An 18,183-nucleotide genomic window follows, 5' to 3' on the forward strand; every position below is an offset into this window, starting at 1 on the left:
CATGACCATCACACTGAAGCCCCTGCTCGCCACAGCCCTGCTGGCCAGTACCGCACTTGCCGGTCTTTCGGCCGCCGCCGATGCGGTCAGCGACGCCAAGGCCTTTGTCGCCGAAGCTGCCAAGCCCAACCCGCCCTGGACCGGCCCCACCACTGGACCTAAGGCACAGACCGGCAAGACAATCGTCTATGTCTCAGCCGACCAACGCAATGGAGGCGCTCTGGGCGTCAGCGAAGGCGTCAAAGAAGCCGCAGCTGCCATCGGCTGGGATATGCGCGTGATCGACGGTCAAGGTAGCGTCTCTGGTCGGTCCTCGGCCATGCAACAAGCCATCGCCCTGCAACCCGACGGCATCATCCTCGGTACTGTGGATGCCAACGAACAGGCCGAAGCCATCCGCCAGGCCGATGCTGCAGGTATCAAGGTCGTGGGCTGGCATTCCACCGCCTCGACTGGCCCATCGGACAAACATCCGATTTTTACCAATATCACCACAGACCCGCTTGAGATCTCCCGTGCTGCCGCATCGCTGGCCGTGGCAGACAGCAACGGTACGGCAGGCGTGGTGATCTTTACTGACAGCGTCTATGAGATCGCGATTGCCAAATCCGATGCCATGGCCGAGGTCGTCAAAGCCTGTGAGGGCTGCCAGATCCTGTCGGTTGAGGACACGCCACTTGCCGAGGCCAGCACTCGGATGCCGCCGCTGACCAATGCGCTGCTGCAGCGCTATGGCGACGACTGGACCTATTCGCTGACCATCAACGACCTGCCCTACGATTTCATGGCTCCGGCGCTGATCTCAGCCGGAAAACCCCAGGGCGGCAAGCCGCGCAACATTTCGGCCGGAGATGGATCCGAGGCCGCCTTCCAGCGCATCCAGCAGAATTTCTACCAGTATGCCACCGTGGCCGAACCCCTGAGCCTGCATGGCTGGCAGGCCGTGGATGAGATGAACCGCGCCCTGGCCGGTGAACCCGACAGCGGTTTCGTTGTGCCGGTTCACCTCTTCACGCCGGACAACATTCAGGAGGATGGCGGCGCCGACCTCTCCTATGACCCCGGCAACGGATATCGCGACATATATCGCGGCATTTGGGGCGTGAATTGATCCAATCCGGACGGCGCAGCCGATAGGCTGCGCTGTTTCCCCTAGTTTTTGAATAGGAGCGAACACATGACCAAAACCTACTGGCCCAACGACGCCCGGCTTGTCATCTCGATCTCAATGCAATTTGAGGCGGGCGGCGAGGCCCCTTATGGACCCGGCGGCCCCTTCTCCGGCTTCATCGACATGGACCCGGCCTATCCCGACTTCCCGACAAAAAGCTGGTATCGTTACGGCCATGTCGAAGGCATCCAGCGGATGCTGGACCTGTGGGACAAGCACGGCGTCAAGGTCACCTCGCACATGGTCGGCAGCGCGGTGGATCGCAGCCCGGAGGTTGCAAAAGAGATTGTCGAGCGCGGCCACGAAGCCGCTGCACATGGGCGGGACTGGATCATGCAAGTCGACCTGCAAGAGGCGGAAGAGCGCCGCTTCATTGCCGACAATGTTGCCTCGATCAAGCGCGCTACCGGCGTTGCGCCGGTGGGCTACAACGGTGCTGCAATGCGTGGCACGATCAACACGCTGAAGATCCTTCAGGACGAGGGATTCAAGTATCATATCGACGATGTCAGCCGGGATGAACCCTTCGTGATCCCTGTTCGCAACAAAGATTTCGCAGTGGTGCCCTATTCGGTGACGCTAAACGACATCATCCAGTTCGAGGGCTACAAGTTCACGACGACGGAATACGAACGCCAGCTCAAGGACGAGTTCGATCAGCTTTATGAAGAAGCTGGGCATCGCCGTCGGATGATGGCAATCTCCACCCATGACCGCGTGCAAGGCCGCCCCTACCGGGTAAAATCGCTGGACCGGTTCCTGGAATACGCGCTCAAACACCAGGGTGTGGTGGTGATGCGTAAAGACGATATCGCCGATTTTGCCCTGTCCGAGCCGAGCATTATTCGCGATCCCAACCCGCACGATGAATGGGCGGAGTGGGAACGCAAAAATGGTGATCAGAAGATCAACCCGATCACCTGATCGCCGCGCCGGGCGTGTGCCTGCTGCATGCCCGGCCACCGCTGGAAATCATGACATGACCGATATCACAATCATCGGCGGCGGCATCGTCGGCATCGCAACAGCTCTCGAAATCCAACGCGCCTGGCCTGGCCTGGCCATCCGTGTGCTGGAAAAAGAACAGGCACTTGCGTTGCACCAGACCGGGCGCAACAGCGGGGTAATCCACGCCGGTATCTACTATGCCCCCGGAAGCCTGAAGGCAGAGTTCTGCCGCCGTGGGTTGGAGGCGACCGTTCGGTTCTGCACGGAATATCAAGTGCCCTTCACGCAATGCGGCAAACTGCTGGTTGCGACCTCGCCTCTGGAAGAGGAGAGGCTAGCCACACTGACTGACCGTGCCCGGAAAAACGGGCTCAACGTCCGCCCAGTCTCGGGCGCCGAACTGCGCGAGATCGAACCGAATATCGCGGGCCGGGTCGGCCTGCTCAGCCCCGCTACCGGCATTGCCGACTATGGGGCCATGGTGCGCAAGATGGCCGAGCTGTTCACCGCCGCCGGGGGTGAAATAACCCATGAGGCCGACGTGACCGGTATCGTGGAAAGCCCCAATGAGGTGACCCTGAGCTTGGCCGACGGGCAGCGCCTGAAGACCCGCCGCCTGATTGCCTGCTCCGGGCTAAATGCAGACCGGCTGGCGGGTATGTGTGGGCTCGCCGACGACTTCGCGATTGTCCCGTTTAAAGGGGAATACTATCGCCTTGCCGCGCGCCACGATGAGATCGTCAATCACCTAATCTACCCGGTGCCCGACCCCGACCTGCCCTTTCTCGGCATACACCTGACGCGAATGATCGGCGGCTATGTCACTGTCGGTCCCAATGCCGTGCTCAGCCTGGCACGCGAGAAATATGGTAAACTGGGGGTCTCACCACGCGATCTGACCGCGATGGCCCGCTTTCCCGGCTTCTGGCGCACGCTTGGAGCAAACCTGTCCTCCGGCCTGACCGAAATGGCCAATTCCACCTTCCGCCGCCGCTACCTTCGGGCCTGTCAGCGGTATTGTCCGTCGCTCGAACTGAGCGACCTGCAACCGCACCCGTCGGGTATACGGGCGCAAGCGGTGATGCGTGATGGCACATTGCTGCATGACTTTCTGATCCGCAATACTGCCCGCACCATCCATATTTGCAACGCCCCCTCACCCGCAGCCACCTCGGCCATCCCCATTGCCGAACATATTCGCAACGAGGCTGCGCGCCTGTTTGAACTCAAGGACCCCGCCAATGCTCTATGATCTCCGCACCTGCCGCTGCCGTCCCGGTACAATTGGTAAGCAGCTGGGCCTCTATTCCGAACTTGGTTTTAACGCACAACGTCGCCCTCTGGGTGACCCGCTATTCTATGGTAGCGTCGAAACCGGCGATGTGAATGCCTATGTGCATCTATGGCAGTACCGCGACGCGGCCGATCGGCAAGCCCGTCGCGCCGCGCTCTACGATGATCCCGATTGGTTTGAATACCGCACGCGCGGTGCCGGACTTGGCTATCAGACGGAACAGCGCAACACGCTTCTACGACCTGCCGCCTTGTGGACACCCCCGCACCAGGAATGAAAGGATGCCTCCCATGACTCAATGGCGCGCTGATCAGCTTCATTGGGGCCACGGCCCCCGCGTGTTCGAGATGTTTCTTGAGCCAACCTGCCCGTTTTCCGTGCGGGCATTTGGCGAGTTCGATGAGTTGCTGGCAGAGGTCGGAGAAGATCGGATTACCGTCAAGCTGCGACTGCAATCTCAGTCCTGGCATATGTATTCTGGAGTTGTCACCCGCTGTATCATTGCAGCCTCAACGCTGGAACGGGGCAAGGAGGCCGCGCGGCGCGTGATGTAGGCTGTGGCGACGCACCGTGACACCTTGGAGTTTGAGGATCATTGCCGCGGGCCCAACCCGGACGTCACGCCGCGTGACATCATCTCCCGTCTCGAAGATCTGTCCGGTGTGGAGTTGGCCAAGGCTTTTAACATGCCTGATCTTGATCGCGAGGTTAAATGGCATTGCAAGTATGCGCTTCAGAATGGAATCCATGTCTCCCCGACGTTCATGATCGATTGTATGATACGCCCTCAGCTGAGCAGCGGCGATCCCGTCTCAAGATGAGTGCGAGAAGTCACTACGCGGTAAGCTTGCAAACAGGACTCATGCAAGTGTTTATAATCACCAGTTCGGATAGGTTAGGTATCGATAAACCAATCTGAGCGTCGGCCTTTTTGCCAACAGCATCAGTAGGCCGATCCTTCACAGCTACCTAAATGTATCAATGCAGCCCCGCTGGAGGTCAACTGAACCTCAAAGCGTTCGGTCAGCGAAATAGATATTCAGTCACGCGCGATAATACGACGATCGCACCGTCAGCTCATCGCCACGCCGACACAGGACGAACCGACCATGACGTTTGAGACTTAATTTTGCAGTGGCATGTTACCTCCTCACCGATGATGCCTTCGCCGCGCTAGCTACGTACCATTTTCGGAATCATCTGCATCCACGGGCGGGCTTGTTCAATCTCTCGGCAGAGCGCGAGCAGTCGGCCCTCTTGGCCGAAGCCTGCGGTAAGCTGTACGCCGATTGGTAGACCTGAACGATTGAAAAAAGTGGGAAGACTAGCAGAGGGCTGGCCGGTTAGGTTGGCAATCAGCGTGAAGCCTAGAAACTCGAAGAAGCGCTCCATTACCACATCGCCGTTCACTTGGGCTGCGTCGAAATAGCCAAGCTTCGGAGGTGGTGTGCCCAAAGTCGGGGACAACACGAAGTCGAAGTCAGCGTCATGCCGACAAATCTCGCGTGATCGTGCATGAAACCACGCGTGATCCTGAAGGTATTGCGCGGCAGAAATTTTGCAGCCGTGCTCGTAGAGGTGCTGGTTGAACGGCTCGCTTTCCGCCGCCACGGCGTCAGCCTGCCGCCCAGTGGCCGTAGCTGCCGACAGGATGCCGCGCGTTCCTGCCAGCGCCCAAAGCCGCGCATAACGGGTCCGGAATTCCTCGATTGGTAGAGAAATTTCGGTTTCTACGACGTCGTGCCCAAGGTTGCGCAAGAGTTGCGCGGCATCATCCACCGCCGCAACGCAATCAACATCTGTCTCGGTGCCCAGTCCGGTCTGACGACGAATGCCGATTTTCAGGGGTCCTGTACCGCGCATGCTGGCAGCCAAAAAAGTTTCCGCTGGAGGGGGTGCGGTGTAGGGATCGCCCAAGGCAGCACCGGCAGTGACGTCCAGAAGGGTCGCGCTGTCTCGCACTGACAGGCTTAGCACATGTTCTGCTACAATCCCCGACAGCCCTTCGCCGAGATCGGGCCCCAATGAATTGCGACCGCGCGTGGGTTTCAGCCCAAACACCCCGCAACATGATGCAGGAATTCGGATGGAGCCGGCACCGTCGCCGCCATGCGCCGCCGGAAGTATGCGGGCTGCGACCAAAGCACCGGCCCCGCCGCTGGACCCTCCGGAAGAGTGATCAAGGGACCAGGGGTTGCGCGTCGCGCCATGCATGACGGGTTCACATGTACCTAGAGTCCCAAATTCACAAGTATTGCTACGCCCCAGAATGCGCAGACCTGCGCGACGATATCGCCGGACAATTTCGGAATCGTGATCCACGACATTTTGCGCCAGCGCCTTGCAGGCTCCGGTGGTGACCTGCCCCTCTACATGGGCGTAAAGATCCTTGATAAAGAAGGGGACCCCGGCGAATGGCCCGTCGCCCGGTATTTCTGAAGACGGCGTGTCATAGATGGCGACAACAGCATTTATTGCCGGGTTGACCACCTCGATACGGCGGAGCACCAGATCCTGCAGCTCCTGTTCGGAGATCTGCTTTTCCCGGATCAGCCGCGCCAGATCGGTCATGTCACACGCCTGGAATTCGTCGTTGGTCAACGTCATCGTTCGCGCTTTCAAGATTGATAAAAAGATGCGCCCCCTATGAGAAGCTAGGGGGCGCACCAAGGTCTCAGCTGGCGGACAACCAGGTCTCGAACCGTTTCGACAAAGTCTCTTGGTTGTCGATCCAGAAATCCGAGCTGAGGGGGAGAGCTGATTGCAGATTGTCGGCAGCGGTGGGCAGCTGTGTCAGCGTCTCGGCAGGCAGACTTTCCAAGGCCTGTTTGTTGGTGATCCCATACAGAATTTTCTCAGGGAACCGTGCCTGTTGCTCTGGTTTGATCGCATGGGCGATGAATTGTTTCGCAAGATCCAGATGCGGAGTGCCCTTCACGATTGCCCAGAAATCCATCCCGTAAATCTGTCCAGCCCATTCCAGAGCAAAATCTTTGCCTTCCTGATTGGCATTGCTGACGCGGCCGTTAAACGCTGCGGAATAGGCCACATCCCCGGCCGCAAGCCGTTCGATCGGCTGAGATCCCGTGGTCCACCAGACGATATGCTCCTTGATGTCATCGAGCTTGGCAAAGGCACGATCCTGTCCCTCTGGTGTGGACAGCACTTGGTAGACCTGGTCAGGGGCGACCCCATCGGCCATCAACGCCAGCTCCAAGGTCATTTTGGGCGTCTTGCGCAAGCCACGGCGCCCCGGCCATGTTTCAACATCCCAAAATTCCGCCCATGTTTTAGGGCCGTTTTCGACCTTGCTGCGATCATAGGTAAAGACCATCGACCAGACGAAATACCCAACCCCGCAATCAGCCTGTGTCGCCGTTTCAACAAAGTCATCTGGATTGCCGAACTCGCTCCAATCAAGCGGCTCGAACAATCCTTCATCGCAACCAGTAACCACATCATCCTGTTCCACTTGCATCACGTCGTATGAAACAGTGTTTGTGCGTACCATGGCTTCAACCTTGGCCATAGCCCCGGAATAGCTTTCCTCATTCACTGTAACGCCAAATTCTTCGGCAAATGGGGCATAGTAGGCATATCTCTGTGCGGTTTGCAGGCTACCGCCCGCCCCAACCACATTCAGTGATTTTTCTTGGGACAAAGCTGGTGCCGCCACCAGAATCGCAGTCAACAAAGCGCCAACTGACGCCCCCAGCGAGCGTTTAATGGGTGTTGTTAAAGTCATGGCCTTCCTCCGATTGATGTATGATACATTATATTTTCGTTTGTACTCTTCCTCATTAAGGCCCTGTCATATCGACATGCACAGGTATTTCAGTTCCAGGTAATCCTCGATCCCGTATTTGGATCCTTCCCGCCCCAATCCAGACTGTTTGACACCGCCAAAAGGGGCCACCTCGGTCGAGATTAATCCGGTATTGATGCCTACCATCCCGTATTCCAGCGCCTCGGACATGCGCCAAATGCGCGACATGTCACGACTGTAGAGATAGGACGCCAGCCCGAATTCGGTGTCATTGGCACTGGTAATCACCTCGGCCTCGCTTTCAAACCGGAAGACGGGCGCCAAAGGCCCAAAGGTCTCATCCCGTGCCACCGCCATATCGGGCGTCATGCCAGAGATCACCGTGGGTTGAAAATATGTGCCCCCGAGCGAATGACGCCCACCACCGGTGACAAGGCTAGCTCCTTTGCTAATCGCGTCTGCCATGTGCGCCTCGACCTTGGTCACGGCAGCGGCGTTGATCAATGGGCCGATGGTGACGGCTGGATCGGTGCCCGGACCGACCTGCAGGTCAGCGACCCGTTCCGCCAGCCCCGCAACAAACGCGTCGTGGATACCGGACTGGGCGTAGATGCGGTTGGTACAGACACAGGTCTGGCCGCCATTTCGGTATTTCGACACCACGGCCCCTTCGACAGCGGCTTCAAGATCCGCGTCATCAAAGACAATAAATGGGGCATTGCCCCCCAGTTCCAGCGATAGTTTTTTGATCTGGCCAGCAGATTGGCGCATCAGGATCTGCCCGACCCCAGTGGAGCCGGTGAAAGACAGTTTGCGCATTTTGTCGTTTTCACAGAATTCACGCCCCGCCATCCGACTGTCAGAGGTTGGGACGACATTCAGAACCCCAGGCGGCACCCCGGCGCGGTTGGCAAGCTCGACAAGCGCCAGCGCTGACAATGGTGTTTCCTTGGCAGGCTTCACCACCATCGTGCAACCCGCCGCCAGGGCCGGAGCCGCCTTGCGGGTGATCATTGCGTTTGGGAAATTCCAAGGTGTGATTGCTCCGACGACCCCGACCGGCTGTTTTAACACCAACAGGCGTTTATCGGGCTGGTGCCCTGGGATCACATCCCCATAGACCCGGCAGGCCTCTTCGGAGAACCACCGAATGAAACTGGCCCCATACACGATCTCCCCCCTGGCCTCAGACAGGGGTTTGCCCATTTCAGCGGTCAGGATTGCCGCCAAATCGTCGGCATGTGCAACCACCAGATCATACCAGCGGCGCAGGATGTCCGCCCGTTCAGCGGCGGTGCAAGCGGCCCACGCTGACTGCGCCCCCTCTGCGACATCAATCGCAGAACGGATCATATCCAGGTCACAATCCGCAACCTGCGCGAGGATGTCCCCCGTGGCCGGGTCGCTTACAGTAAACTGTTGCGCGCCTGCGCACCAATCCCCGCCAATCAGGGCGTGTTGGCGCAACAGATCCTTGTCGGAAAGTGTCAGCATTTTGTTCATCCCGCCTCTGAAATGGGAAAGACCCGCGCGTGTCGGTCCGCAAACTGCACTCGCAACTGATCACTGGTCACATCTTCAATGGCACTAGCCGGCAGGCGTGCCGTGATCTCTTCACCCAACTGGGTACGGCAAATAACCGAAGCATGAGCGCCATGATAAATCGTTTCGACCCGCTCGGCGGCGATGCCAGCCTCACCCGCTTCCAGAGTAATCCTTTCAGGGCGCACTGAGACCTGCGTCGACTGCCCGGTCGAAAGCCCCCCGGCATTGGCCACCTCAACCATCGTGCCGTCCCGCAATTCGATTTGCGCCCTTTGCCCTGACACAGCCGCCACCGTTCCGCGCAGCATATTGGTGTCGCCAAGAAACGAGGCAACAAAGGCGTTGTCCGGTGCTTCATACAGGGTCGTCGGGTCAGCGATCTGCTGGATTCTCCCGTCATTATAGACCGCAATGCGATCCGACATGGTCAGGGCTTCATCCTGATCATGCGTCACGAAAACGAACGTCACGCCCAGGTTTTCATGCAGGTGTTTCAGCTCGATCTGCATCTCTTCGCGCAGCTTTTTGTCCAGCGCGCCAAGCGGTTCGTCCATCAGGATAATTTCCGGATTGAAAACCAGCGCGCGGGCCAGTGCGACCCGCTGTTGCTGCCCGCCCGACAGTTGAGCAGGGCGACGGTCAGCAAAATGTGACAGCTGCACCATGTCCAAAGCAGCACGAGCCTTATCGGCGGCCTCGGCTTTGGACACGCGTCGCATGGCCAGCGGAAAGGCAACATTTTCCAGAATGCTCATATGCGGAAACAAAGCGTAGTTCTGGAACACCATCCCGAAATTGCGCTTATGAGCCGGGATCGAAGCAAGCTCGCGCCCTTCGTAAAGGATCTGTCCCGCGGTCGGGCGCTCAAACCCGGCCAGCATCATCAGTGTGGTGCTTTTGCCGGATCCTGAGGGGCCGAGCAGGGTAATGAACTCGCCTTTTTCAATGGACAGGTTCATGTCGCGAACCGCGAAAACCTCGCCATCATAGGTCTTGTCGATATCGCGAAACTCGACAAAGGTGTCGGTGTTTCTTGTCATGTTTTCCTCCCAGTAAACAGATTGCCACGCAGCTCAGGCGGCAGCATGAAGATCAGCCCGCGTGGCATTCAGAGCAGCTCGCAGGCGTTTGATCATAATTTCGAACTCGTGGTCGTTCATGATATACGGCGGGCACAGGGCGATGGTGTCACCCATGTTGCGCACAATCAGCCCTTCGCGCAGCGCATTGTTTTCAAAGCGCCGTCCAACGGACAATTCGGGTGCAAAGGGAGTGTGATCAACCTTGTCGGCCACCAGCTCAATTCCCGCGATAAAGCCTTCGACCCTGACTTCGCCAATCATGTCATCCGTCGCCAGCACATTCAGTGCGGCGTGCAAATCACGTCCCCGCCGTGCGGTCAGCGCAGGGGCATCCATCTTGTGGTATTGTTCAAGCGCTGCCAATGCGACGGCTGAAGCGGTCGGGTGGCCAGAATAGGTAAACCCATGACCAAATACACCTAGCTGGTTGCTTTGCGCCGCAATAGCCTCATAAACAGAACCAGACATGGCAACAGCACCCATTGGGATGTATCCGGCGGTCAGTCCTTTTGCCATGGCAATGATATCCGGCTGTGCACCATAAGTTTGTGCCCCGAACCAATTGCCGGTCCGACCGAACCCGCAGATCACCTCGTCCATCAGCAGAAGGATCCCGTGTGATTTCAGCAGAGTACTCAGTCGGCTGAAATAGCCTTTAGGCGGTGTCAGAACCCCCCCCGCCCCGATGATCGGTTCGGCAATCATCGCGGCAATTGTATCGGCTCCACGTGTGGCAATCACGTCTGCGACCTCGGCAATCAATCGGTCACAATAAGCCGCTTCGGTTTCAGCCACATGCGCCTCGCGATAAAGGCTGGGGCGCGACACCTGCACGATCTCATCAGTAGCGGGCAAGTTGAACCCGTCTTTCATATGAGGCAAGCCACCCACTAGGGCTCCATATATTGAGGAGCCATGGAACGCCCCTTTGCGTGAGATGATCGTGCGGCGTGTGCTATTGCCCTTGGCTTCATGATAATACAAGGCCATCTTGATCATGCTATCAATCGCCTCAGACCCCGAGTTGACATAGAATAACCGGGCATCTTTCAATGGCACAATCTGCGCCAATTGCTCGGACAGTTGCGCGCACACATCATTCGAACGGTGATTGAACGTGTGGTAGGCGGGAAGCTTTTGCAATTGAGTATAGGCGGCCTCGACCAGTTCCTGATTACTGAAGCCTAGATTGGCGTACCAAAGCCCGGACATGGATTCGAGGTATTGGCGCCCCTCGACATCAGACACATACACGCCGTCCCCCCGAGTCAACATCAACGCCCCCCTTGACTGGTGGGCAACGGCATTTGTTTGAGAATGTAGATGATACCGCGCGTCGATCGCGCTGAGGTGAGTGGCATAGTTTGTCACGATTATTGGTCCTTCTCAGTCGCTGCTTATTCAGCGTTTGACTTGATAATGTATAATACATTATATTCTGTCAACATCAAACCCGGAGGATCCGATGACACCTACACAAACAGCAGCACGCATACCGAAGGACTGTGCGCTAACCCCTGACCACCTATACTATCTTAAAGACCGTGCCTTGTTCTGCCGCCTCGAAACAATTCGGTTGATTCAGATCGCCAAAGTCGGACACTACACTTCGGTCTTTTCCTGCGCCGAGATATTTGCAGCCCTCTACTACGACACGATGCGCTTAATGCCAGGTGTGCCGGACTGGGAGGATCGCGACCGCTTTACCATGGGCAAAGGCCATGCCGCCGTAGGGCTTTACCCGATCCTCGCCGACCTCGGTTTTTTCGACCCTGCACTGCTGGACGGCTACACGAAACTGGGAAATCCGTTGGGCGATCATCCTGATATGCGGAAAGTACCTGGCGTAGACTTCAGCTCCGGTTCCATCGGCCATGCCATCTCCGGTGCTCTTGGCATGGTGCTCGCCGGACGCGCGCAAGGTAAGGACTTCCACGCCTTCGCCTTGGTGGGCGATGGCGAGATGCAGGAAGGTCAAGTCTGGGAGGCTGCGCTGAGCGCAGCCCATCACCAAGCCGCCAACTTGACAGTTATCGTAGATCGTAACGGCTTTCAGCTGGACGGCGACGTTGATGAAATAATCGGGGTCGAGGATCTAACCCAGAAATGGCAGGCCTTCGGGTGGGAGGTTCACCGCATTGACGGCCATGACTTGGCTGAACTTGCCACGCTTTTGAGGCAAGTGCGCGCCGACTCCAGCCGTACCCGCCCCTGCTGTATCATCGCCGACACCGTCAAGGGCAAGGGCGTAAGTTACATGGAGACCGAGCCTGGCTGGCATCTGGGATACCTTGCTCCCGAAGACGAAGCCCGCGCCATCGAGGAAATTAAACAAGGAGCCGGACTATGACCGCCCCCCTGCACAAAGACAGCTGGCAATATCGTGAGCTAAACTCCCTGAATCCTGGCCTGCAAACACTGTCCGATGGCCTGACGGATCTCGTCGAGGATGGACATCCAGTTTTGGCCTGCACTGCCGATCTGCAGTATTCCAATGGGTTGTCCAAGTTTGCGGCAGCCCATCCTGACCGGTTTTTGCAATTCGGCATTTCGGAACAGAACATGGTCTCGGCGGCGGCTGGCATGGCTGCGACAGGGTCGATGCCGTTTGTGGCCACATTCGCCTCCTTCCTTGCCCTTTTGTGCTGCGAGCAAATTCGCACAGATATTGCCTATTCTGCACTTCCAGTGCGATTAGTTGGTCACCACACCGGGATTTCGCTGGGGTTTTATGGCACCTCGCACCATGCGACCGAGGATATCGCGATCATGCGCTCCATTGCCGACCTAACGGTTGTTGCCCCAGCTGATAATAGCCAACTGCGCGCCGCCATTCGGGCCTCAGCCAACCACACCCAGCCGATTTACTTTCGCATCGGGCGCGGGCGCGATCCAGACGTCTATGACATCGATACGCCCTTTGAATTTGGCAAAGCAATTTCACACGGCAATGGAGAAGAGCTGACCATTATCGCGACAGGGTCGATGGTGCATCCCGCGCTAAAAGCGGCCCAATCCCTGCGGGCCGAAGGCCGTTCGGTCGGGTTTCTAGATATGCACACAATCAAGCCCCTTGATCGCGATGCAATCCTCAAAGCCGCTGGACACAGCCGAACCATCATGACAGTTGAAGAACACAACGTTCTGGGTGGACTTGGCGGTGCCGTAGCCGAGGTGCTAGCAGATGAAGGTGCAGGATGTCGCCTGATCCGGCACGGGATCGAGGACGAATACAGCCTGATTGCGCCACCCACGCATCTCTATGCACACTATCAACTGGATGCCGCGGGGATTGAGGCTCGCGCACGCGAAGCGCTAGCCTAACAACGCGGCAGATTAGGCTCGCACCACGGGTGACTTTCAACACCCGTGGTGTACTAACGGCTAAGATACCTGAATAAATCTGCGCGCAGGTAGTCGCCAAGTCTCGCACCTTTCGGTATATGATGTTTTATAAGCAAAAAAATCCGGAACGAGCCTCTACAAGCAATGCCAAAATTAAGCCTCTCCAAGCCCGTAAAGCTTTCCACTAGAATTCACAAAGAATTTCAAGGCCTTCTGATTGCAGGGGAATTTAAACCCGGCGAAAAACTGCGGGTCGCGGATCTTGTGGAACAGACCGGCACCTCCATCACACCAGTGCGCGAGGCATTGATTCAGCTAGTGAGCGAGAGTGCGGTAGAAATGTACTCTCCCCGGGCCTTTGCTATCCCGGCACTTTCACTGGAGCGTTATCAGGAAATCCGCGCGATGCGCATCGAGTTAGAGCGTATCGCCACCGAGGCTGCTACACCACACCTGCGCCCCGATGAAATTGAACGGCTTCAAAAGCTTCATAATGCCTTTGTCGCCGCCGAAGAAACACGGGATGGAAAATCCACCCTAAACAACAACCGCGAGTTTCACTTTCTGATCTACCGCGCCGCCAAAATGCCCGTTTTGCTGGCAACCATTGAACGGCTTTGGGCGATGATGGGGCCCATTTTAAACGTCTTTTATGAAAAGATGGAGACAGACTACACGGGTGCAGAAGAGCATTTGAACATTCTCGCAGCCCTGCGAGCGGGGGACGCAACCAAAGCGGGGTTAGCCATGCAAAATGACCTGCGTCGTGGCGGAGCTAGCATGGAGGCTTATATTTCACAGATAACCGAGATAGGTGAAGCGGACCGAGACAAATAATGAGCGGGCGAGCGCCACAAGTGCACACGCCCTTCCTATTGTAGGTTAGTCAAAGATCCCAGCAGTCTCGCCGCCATCCACGGGAATAATCGCGCCATTCACAAAGCTTGATGCATCAGAAATCAACCATGCGACCACATCCGCCACTTCCCGCGGTTCAGCTAACCGGGCGGCTGGGATAGTGGCGACAGTGGCTGCCAACCGCTCCGGATTATCCATGATTTTTTGCATCATCCGGGTACCAATTTGCCCCGGCGCTATGGCGTTAAACCTCACCTCAGCCCCATATTCCAGCGCCAGCGCTTGTGTCAGCCCGATCAACGTGGCCTTCGACGCAGTGTAAAGCGCCAGTCCGCGCTGCCCGACCAAGCCTGCCACAGAGGAGGTGGTAACAACGCTGCCTTTAGCCGCCCGGAGGCCCGGCAAGGCCAATCGTGTCATCAGGTAAACGCTGCGTGCATTTACGGTCATGATCCGATCCCAGTCTTCGGCCTGTGTCTCTTCGAACGGCAAACGTAATGACATACCAGCATTGTTAACCAATCCAGCAATTTGCCCCTGCCCCAGTTCCATCGCACGGTCCACAGCTGCTGCACATTGATCGTCATCTGCTACGTCGCATCGCTGAAAAATGGCGCCACTTCTTTCTGCCAGCAGCCGGCCAGCAGATACGTCGCGCCCAGTGAACAATACCGGATATCCCTGCTCGCTTAGCGTTTCGACACAGGCCCGACCGATACCATGTGTGCCGCCCGTGACGATGATAATTGAATGTTCAGTCATACTACATTTTTCCTGTCTGCCAGCGTCATTGCCACGCGCTCCACTTTTTCCATGGTCTCTTCCAATTCTGAAGGGCCATGCGCGGTACCGATCATCAAATTACCACGCCCAAAGATCCAGATTCCCTCGGACAGAAGCTCCCGATGCACCCGGGCAAGCAAGGCCACATCATGAGACAGAGTATCTCGGTAGCACTTCGGCGGCGTTGTTGATGCAAAAATCGACAGGACCGGCCCTATCCCCTCAGCACAAAGTGGAAGGTCGTAGCGATGAAAAATATCGTTGAATCCCATGATTAGATCGCGACCGTAATCAGAAATCCGAGTAAAGGCTGCTCCATCCTCTGCGGCAAGCGTGTCGATCGTTGCGAGAGCCGCGACAGCTGAGATAGCGTTAGAGTTATAGGTGCCCAAATGACTGACCTGATTGCCATCAAGAAGCCCCATCAGGTCATGTTTTCCGGCGAAACCTGCAATCGGCATCCCGCCAGCCATCGCCTTGCCAAAGGTACACAAATCGGGTGTCACCGCGTAATATCCCTGTGCGCCCGAAAGGCCCAACCGGAACCCGCTGACCACCTCGTCGAAGATCAAGACGATACCATAACGATCACAAAGTGTGCGCAGCGCTTGAAGATATTCTGTGCCGCTGTCCATGCAACCGTTATTGGTCGGATAAGGCTCCAGTATTAGCGCGGCGATCTCGCGGCCTTGGTCTGACAAAATTGCTTCAAGCGCTGGCAGATTGTTCCAAGGGGCGACTACCACATCCGACAGGATGCTCTCGGGTTGGCCAGCGGTCATACGCAACGCATGGGGGTGTCGTTCCAAGCCGCTATGCGCCGAGGCCTTGACGCTGACATAAATATTGTCACCCCAACCGTGGAAATGACCTTCGAATTTCAGTACCTTGTCCCGCCCGGTTGCCGCGCGGGCCAAGCGTAACGCCGCTTGCACCGCTTCAGTACCCGAACTGGTGAAACGGCACATATCCGCACAAGGCCAGCATGCAACCACCCGCTCGGCTAGTTCCAGTTCCGCCGGACAGGCCGCACCGAACATAGTACCCTTTCCCAACGCAGTCTGAATCGCATCGACCACGGGCGCGGGCTTGTGCCCCAGGATCAATGCGCCGAACCCCATCATATAGTCGATGTAGCTGTTCCCATCGGCATCGGTGACACGGGCGCCAGAACCCTCGGTCAAAAACAACCCGCGATGGTCAATCCGCCCCCCGCTGCCGATACCGCCCGCCAGGACCTGGGATAACCGCCGGGTCGCTGCATGTGATTTTTGCTGATCCAGCATCGTGGATCCTCCTTCTTTGAATCTCATGATGTTTTGCGCGCCAGCCAGGCCGTGGCTGCCAGCATAAATATCGAGATCACCACCAAAAGCGATGACATCGCCAGAATTGAGGGCTCAATATTGTCTCGGATCCCGTCAAACATCTGTCGTGGCAGTGTTTTCTGAGCAGGTCCCGCTATGAACAGCGCCACCACCACCTCGTCAAACGATGTTGCAAAGGCAAACAACGCACCCGAAATTACCCCCGGCGCAATATTAGGCAGTGTCACGCGGAAAAAGGCGTTAACCGGCGTGGCCCCAAGTGAATTCGCCGCACGCACAAGATTAGTGTCGAACCCGCGTAGCGTTGCCATGACCGGGATGACCACAAAGGGCACCGCCAGCACGGTATGGGCAAGGATCAATCCGGAAAAAGTAGCTACCAAGCCCAGCTTTGCCAGAAAGAAATACATCGCCACACCAGACACGACTAGCGGAATGATCATTGGTGAAATCACCACACCCATCAGAAACTGCTGCGCCACCAGATTGCCGCGTGCAAAGCCCAATGCCGCAAGTGTTCCGAGGATCGTGGCTAATGTGGCCGACGCGACCCCGATGATCAGTGAGTTGAGCAGCGCGCTCATCCACGGATCGTACTGGAGCACTTTCTCGTACCATTGCAGCGAAAACCCCGGCAACGGATAGCTCAGGAAACTGCCCGAACTAAACGAGATCGGGATGACCGCAAGGATCGGTCCGACCATAAAGATCGCGACAAGAACGCTCAGAACAAGCTGGCCGTTTCGCATCGAAAAAGTTGTTTTCATTACACCATTCCTCACTTGTCAATTCCCACCAGTCGGCCAATGCCCACATAGCGACCGAGCCCGACGTAAAGTACCAAAATGCAGCTCAGCAGGATAAAGCTCAGCGCCGAGGCCATGCCCCAGTTCAGCCGTGTATTGGTGAAGAACGCGATGAAATAGCCGATCATCTGGTCCTGCGCACCACCGACAAGCGCCGGGGTGATGTAGTACCCAACCGCTAGAATGAAGGTCAGCAGACATCCCGCCCCGATCCCCGGTAGAGTCATCGGCAGATACACCCGCCAAAAGGCCTGCAAGGGGCGCGCACCTAACGATGCCGCCGCGCGCATGTAGCTGGACGGGATCCCCTGCATCACCGAATAAAGCGGCAGCACCATGAAAGGCAGGAGGATGTGGATCATCGCCACATAGACGCCAAATCGGTTGAAGATCAGCTCAAGCGGATCATCCACTAACGACAAACCTGTCAGAACATCATTCACTAGCCCCTCACGTTGCAAAACCACGATCCATGCCGATGTGCGTACCAGAAGTGAGGTCCAGAACGGCAAAAGGATCGATAGCAGCACAAGAGCGCGCATCCGCGGTCCGGCGACGACGATGTAGTTGGCCACGGGGAAGGCAACCAGAAGACAGACGGCCGTCACCACCACACTGACCCAGAGCGAGCGCATCAGTATATCGACGAAGATCCGCTGTTCAGGTTCAACACGCACAACGGAGCCGCTGTCATCAACTTTCAGATCAAGAGCAGCTAGGAGGTAATATGAGGTGGTAGGCGAGACGGCACGACGCAGGGCATGCCAATACGGCATCTCACCCCAGCGAGGATCGAGGGCGATCAAAGCAGCCTTTGGGTCCGCGATAATCTCATCTTGCACCTGACCAATTTTACGGGCGGTCCCAATGACCAGAGTGCGATAGCCAGGCACTTCGTAGTTCAACCGCCGCGCGGCCGCGGCACGCTCCGAACGTAGATCTGGATTAACCAGATCCATTGCCAAAGCTTGGTATATTTTTGGATTGGGAAGCCCTTCACCTGACCAATCACTCAGGTTATGTGCCAGAGTTGGCAATCCGGCACGCAGTTCCGGATTTTCCACCGAACGCGACAACATCACCAATATCGGGCCGATAAACAAGAGCGCGATAAAGAGCAAAAGAGGCAGCACCAGTAGATGTGAGACCAGACGCTTACGCCTTACATCACGTCGAAATTCCTGCTTTTGGCCGGCTGAAATCGCCGGCCAGGCCGGGTGTTCGCTTGTCACCGTCATCATCTATTCCTTGTTGGCG

General features: G+C 57.0%; 16 protein-coding genes and 1 pseudogene. 8 read left to right on the top strand and 9 right to left on the bottom strand.

What is annotated here, in order from left to right:
• Position 1 precedes the first annotated feature (1 nt).
• From K529_RS16585 to K529_RS16605, 5 genes and pseudogenes are all read left to right on the top strand, one after another.
• A complete protein-coding gene (locus tag K529_RS16585; protein WP_005610934.1) occupies positions 2-1,111 on the top strand; it encodes an ABC transporter substrate-binding protein in 1,110 nt (369 codons plus the stop codon).
• A 66-nt stretch (positions 1,112-1,177) separates the two neighbouring features.
• Positions 1,178-2,095, top strand: a complete 918-nt coding sequence (locus tag K529_RS16590; protein ID WP_005610930.1) for a polysaccharide deacetylase family protein — start codon at positions 1,178-1,180, stop codon at positions 2,093-2,095.
• 55 nt (positions 2,096-2,150) lie between these two features.
• A complete protein-coding gene (gene lhgO / locus K529_RS16595; protein ID WP_005610928.1) occupies positions 2,151-3,371 on the top strand; it encodes an L-2-hydroxyglutarate oxidase in 1,221 nt (406 codons plus the stop codon).
• Entirely contained in the window at positions 3,361-3,690 is a 330-nt protein-coding gene (locus K529_RS16600) for an NIPSNAP family protein (RefSeq protein WP_005610925.1), read from the top strand. The genes lhgO and K529_RS16600 overlap by 11 nt, the downstream gene beginning before the upstream one ends.
• A gap of 13 nt (positions 3,691-3,703) precedes the next feature.
• Positions 3,704-4,234 (top strand): annotated as a pseudogene (locus tag K529_RS16605) (DsbA family protein).
• A gap of 352 nt (positions 4,235-4,586) precedes the next feature.
• Here the strand turns inward: K529_RS16605 and K529_RS16610 are convergent.
• The 5 genes from K529_RS16610 to K529_RS16630 all read right to left on the bottom strand — a co-directional run bounded on the left by K529_RS16610 (position 4,587) and on the right by K529_RS16630 (position 11,177).
• Positions 4,587-6,020 carry an amidase gene (locus K529_RS16610; protein ID WP_080929621.1) on the bottom strand — a complete coding sequence of 478 codons (1,434 nt, stop codon included), beginning with the start codon at positions 6,018-6,020 and terminating at the stop codon, positions 4,587-4,589.
• Positions 6,021-6,087: 67 nt separating this feature from the next.
• Entirely contained in the window at positions 6,088-7,158 is a 1,071-nt protein-coding gene (locus tag K529_RS16615; RefSeq protein WP_005628222.1) for an ABC transporter substrate-binding protein, read from the bottom strand.
• A 66-nt stretch (positions 7,159-7,224) separates the two neighbouring features.
• Positions 7,225-8,673 (bottom strand): NAD-dependent succinate-semialdehyde dehydrogenase, encoded by a 1,449-nt coding sequence (locus K529_RS16620; RefSeq protein WP_005628224.1) that lies wholly within the window; start codon positions 8,671-8,673, stop codon positions 7,225-7,227.
• Between the two features lie 5 nt (positions 8,674-8,678).
• Positions 8,679-9,764 carry an ABC transporter ATP-binding protein gene (locus tag K529_RS16625; protein ID WP_046002664.1) on the bottom strand — a complete coding sequence of 362 codons (1,086 nt, stop codon included), beginning with the start codon at positions 9,762-9,764 and terminating at the stop codon, positions 8,679-8,681.
• Positions 9,765-9,797: 33 nt separating this feature from the next.
• Complete coding sequence (locus K529_RS16630) at positions 9,798-11,177, bottom strand: aminotransferase (protein WP_046002663.1); 1,380 nt, start codon at positions 11,175-11,177, stop codon at positions 9,798-9,800.
• Between the two features lie 94 nt (positions 11,178-11,271).
• On the opposite strand from K529_RS16630, the gene K529_RS16635 reads away from it, so the two are divergent.
• The 3 genes from K529_RS16635 to K529_RS16645 all read left to right on the top strand — a co-directional run bounded on the left by K529_RS16635 (position 11,272) and on the right by K529_RS16645 (position 13,988).
• Positions 11,272-12,156: a transketolase gene (locus tag K529_RS16635; RefSeq protein ID WP_080929620.1), complete on the top strand. Its 885-nt coding sequence runs from the start codon at positions 11,272-11,274 to the stop codon at positions 12,154-12,156.
• On the top strand, positions 12,153-13,130 hold the full coding sequence (locus tag K529_RS16640; RefSeq protein WP_005634479.1) for a transketolase family protein: 978 nt from the start codon (positions 12,153-12,155) through the stop codon (positions 13,128-13,130). The genes K529_RS16635 and K529_RS16640 overlap by 4 nt, the downstream gene beginning before the upstream one ends.
• A 165-nt stretch (positions 13,131-13,295) precedes the next feature.
• Positions 13,296-13,988: a GntR family transcriptional regulator gene (locus K529_RS16645; RefSeq protein ID WP_005634482.1), complete on the top strand. Its 693-nt coding sequence runs from the start codon at positions 13,296-13,298 to the stop codon at positions 13,986-13,988.
• 45 nt (positions 13,989-14,033) lie between these two features.
• Here K529_RS16645 and K529_RS16650 read toward each other — a convergent pair whose 3' ends face one another.
• From K529_RS16650 to K529_RS16665, 4 genes are read right to left on the bottom strand one after another with little or no spacing between them, the layout of a single operon-like run.
• Positions 14,034-14,771, bottom strand: coding sequence for an SDR family NAD(P)-dependent oxidoreductase (locus tag K529_RS16650; RefSeq protein WP_005634485.1), 738 nt, complete (start codon positions 14,769-14,771; stop codon positions 14,034-14,036).
• Complete coding sequence (locus K529_RS16655; protein WP_005634488.1) at positions 14,768-16,078, bottom strand: aspartate aminotransferase family protein; 1,311 nt, start codon at positions 16,076-16,078, stop codon at positions 14,768-14,770. Before K529_RS16655 ends, K529_RS16650 begins: the two co-directional genes overlap by 4 nt.
• 23 nt (positions 16,079-16,101) lie before the next feature.
• Entirely contained in the window at positions 16,102-16,887 is a 786-nt protein-coding gene (locus K529_RS16660) for an ABC transporter permease (RefSeq protein ID WP_046002662.1), read from the bottom strand.
• 11 nt (positions 16,888-16,898) lie between these two features.
• Positions 16,899-18,167 carry an ABC transporter permease gene (locus K529_RS16665; protein ID WP_005652678.1) on the bottom strand — a complete coding sequence of 423 codons (1,269 nt, stop codon included), beginning with the start codon at positions 18,165-18,167 and terminating at the stop codon, positions 16,899-16,901.
• Positions 18,168-18,183 lie beyond the last annotated feature (16 nt).

Origin of the sequence: Tritonibacter mobilis F1926, assembly GCF_000376545.2 — a bacterium.
In the GTDB taxonomy this organism is placed as follows: Bacteria; Pseudomonadota; Alphaproteobacteria; order Rhodobacterales; family Rhodobacteraceae; genus Epibacterium; species Epibacterium mobile.

What these genes read in the sequence shown, in the direction of transcription:
- K529_RS16585 (WP_005610934.1), top strand. Translation starts at nt 2, where the DNA reads ATGACCATCACACTGAAGCCCCTGCTCGCCACAGCCCTGCTGGCCAGT.
- K529_RS16590 (WP_005610930.1), top strand. Translation starts at nt 1,178, where the DNA reads ATGACCAAAACCTACTGGCCCAACGACGCCCGGCTTGTCATCTCGATC.
- lhgO (WP_005610928.1), top strand. Translation starts at nt 2,151, where the DNA reads ATGACCGATATCACAATCATCGGCGGCGGCATCGTCGGCATCGCAACA.
- K529_RS16600 (WP_005610925.1), top strand. Translation starts at nt 3,361, where the DNA reads ATGCTCTATGATCTCCGCACCTGCCGCTGCCGTCCCGGTACAATTGGT.
- K529_RS16610 (WP_080929621.1), bottom strand. Translation starts at nt 6,020, where the DNA reads ATGACGTTGACCAACGACGAATTCCAGGCGTGTGACATGACCGATCTG.
- K529_RS16615 (WP_005628222.1), bottom strand. Translation starts at nt 7,158, where the DNA reads ATGACTTTAACAACACCCATTAAACGCTCGCTGGGGGCGTCAGTTGGC.
- K529_RS16620 (WP_005628224.1), bottom strand. Translation starts at nt 8,673, where the DNA reads ATGCTGACACTTTCCGACAAGGATCTGTTGCGCCAACACGCCCTGATT.
- K529_RS16625 (WP_046002664.1), bottom strand. Translation starts at nt 9,764, where the DNA reads ATGACAAGAAACACCGACACCTTTGTCGAGTTTCGCGATATCGACAAG.
- K529_RS16635 (WP_080929620.1), top strand. Translation starts at nt 11,272, where the DNA reads ATGACACCTACACAAACAGCAGCACGCATACCGAAGGACTGTGCGCTA.
- K529_RS16640 (WP_005634479.1), top strand. Translation starts at nt 12,153, where the DNA reads ATGACCGCCCCCCTGCACAAAGACAGCTGGCAATATCGTGAGCTAAAC.
- K529_RS16645 (WP_005634482.1), top strand. Translation starts at nt 13,296, where the DNA reads ATGCCAAAATTAAGCCTCTCCAAGCCCGTAAAGCTTTCCACTAGAATT.
- K529_RS16650 (WP_005634485.1), bottom strand. Translation starts at nt 14,771, where the DNA reads ATGACTGAACATTCAATTATCATCGTCACGGGCGGCACACATGGTATC.
- K529_RS16655 (WP_005634488.1), bottom strand. Translation starts at nt 16,078, where the DNA reads ATGCTGGATCAGCAAAAATCACATGCAGCGACCCGGCGGTTATCCCAG.
- K529_RS16660 (WP_046002662.1), bottom strand. Translation starts at nt 16,887, where the DNA reads ATGAAAACAACTTTTTCGATGCGAAACGGCCAGCTTGTTCTGAGCGTT.
- K529_RS16665 (WP_005652678.1), bottom strand. Translation starts at nt 18,167, where the DNA reads ATGATGACGGTGACAAGCGAACACCCGGCCTGGCCGGCGATTTCAGCC.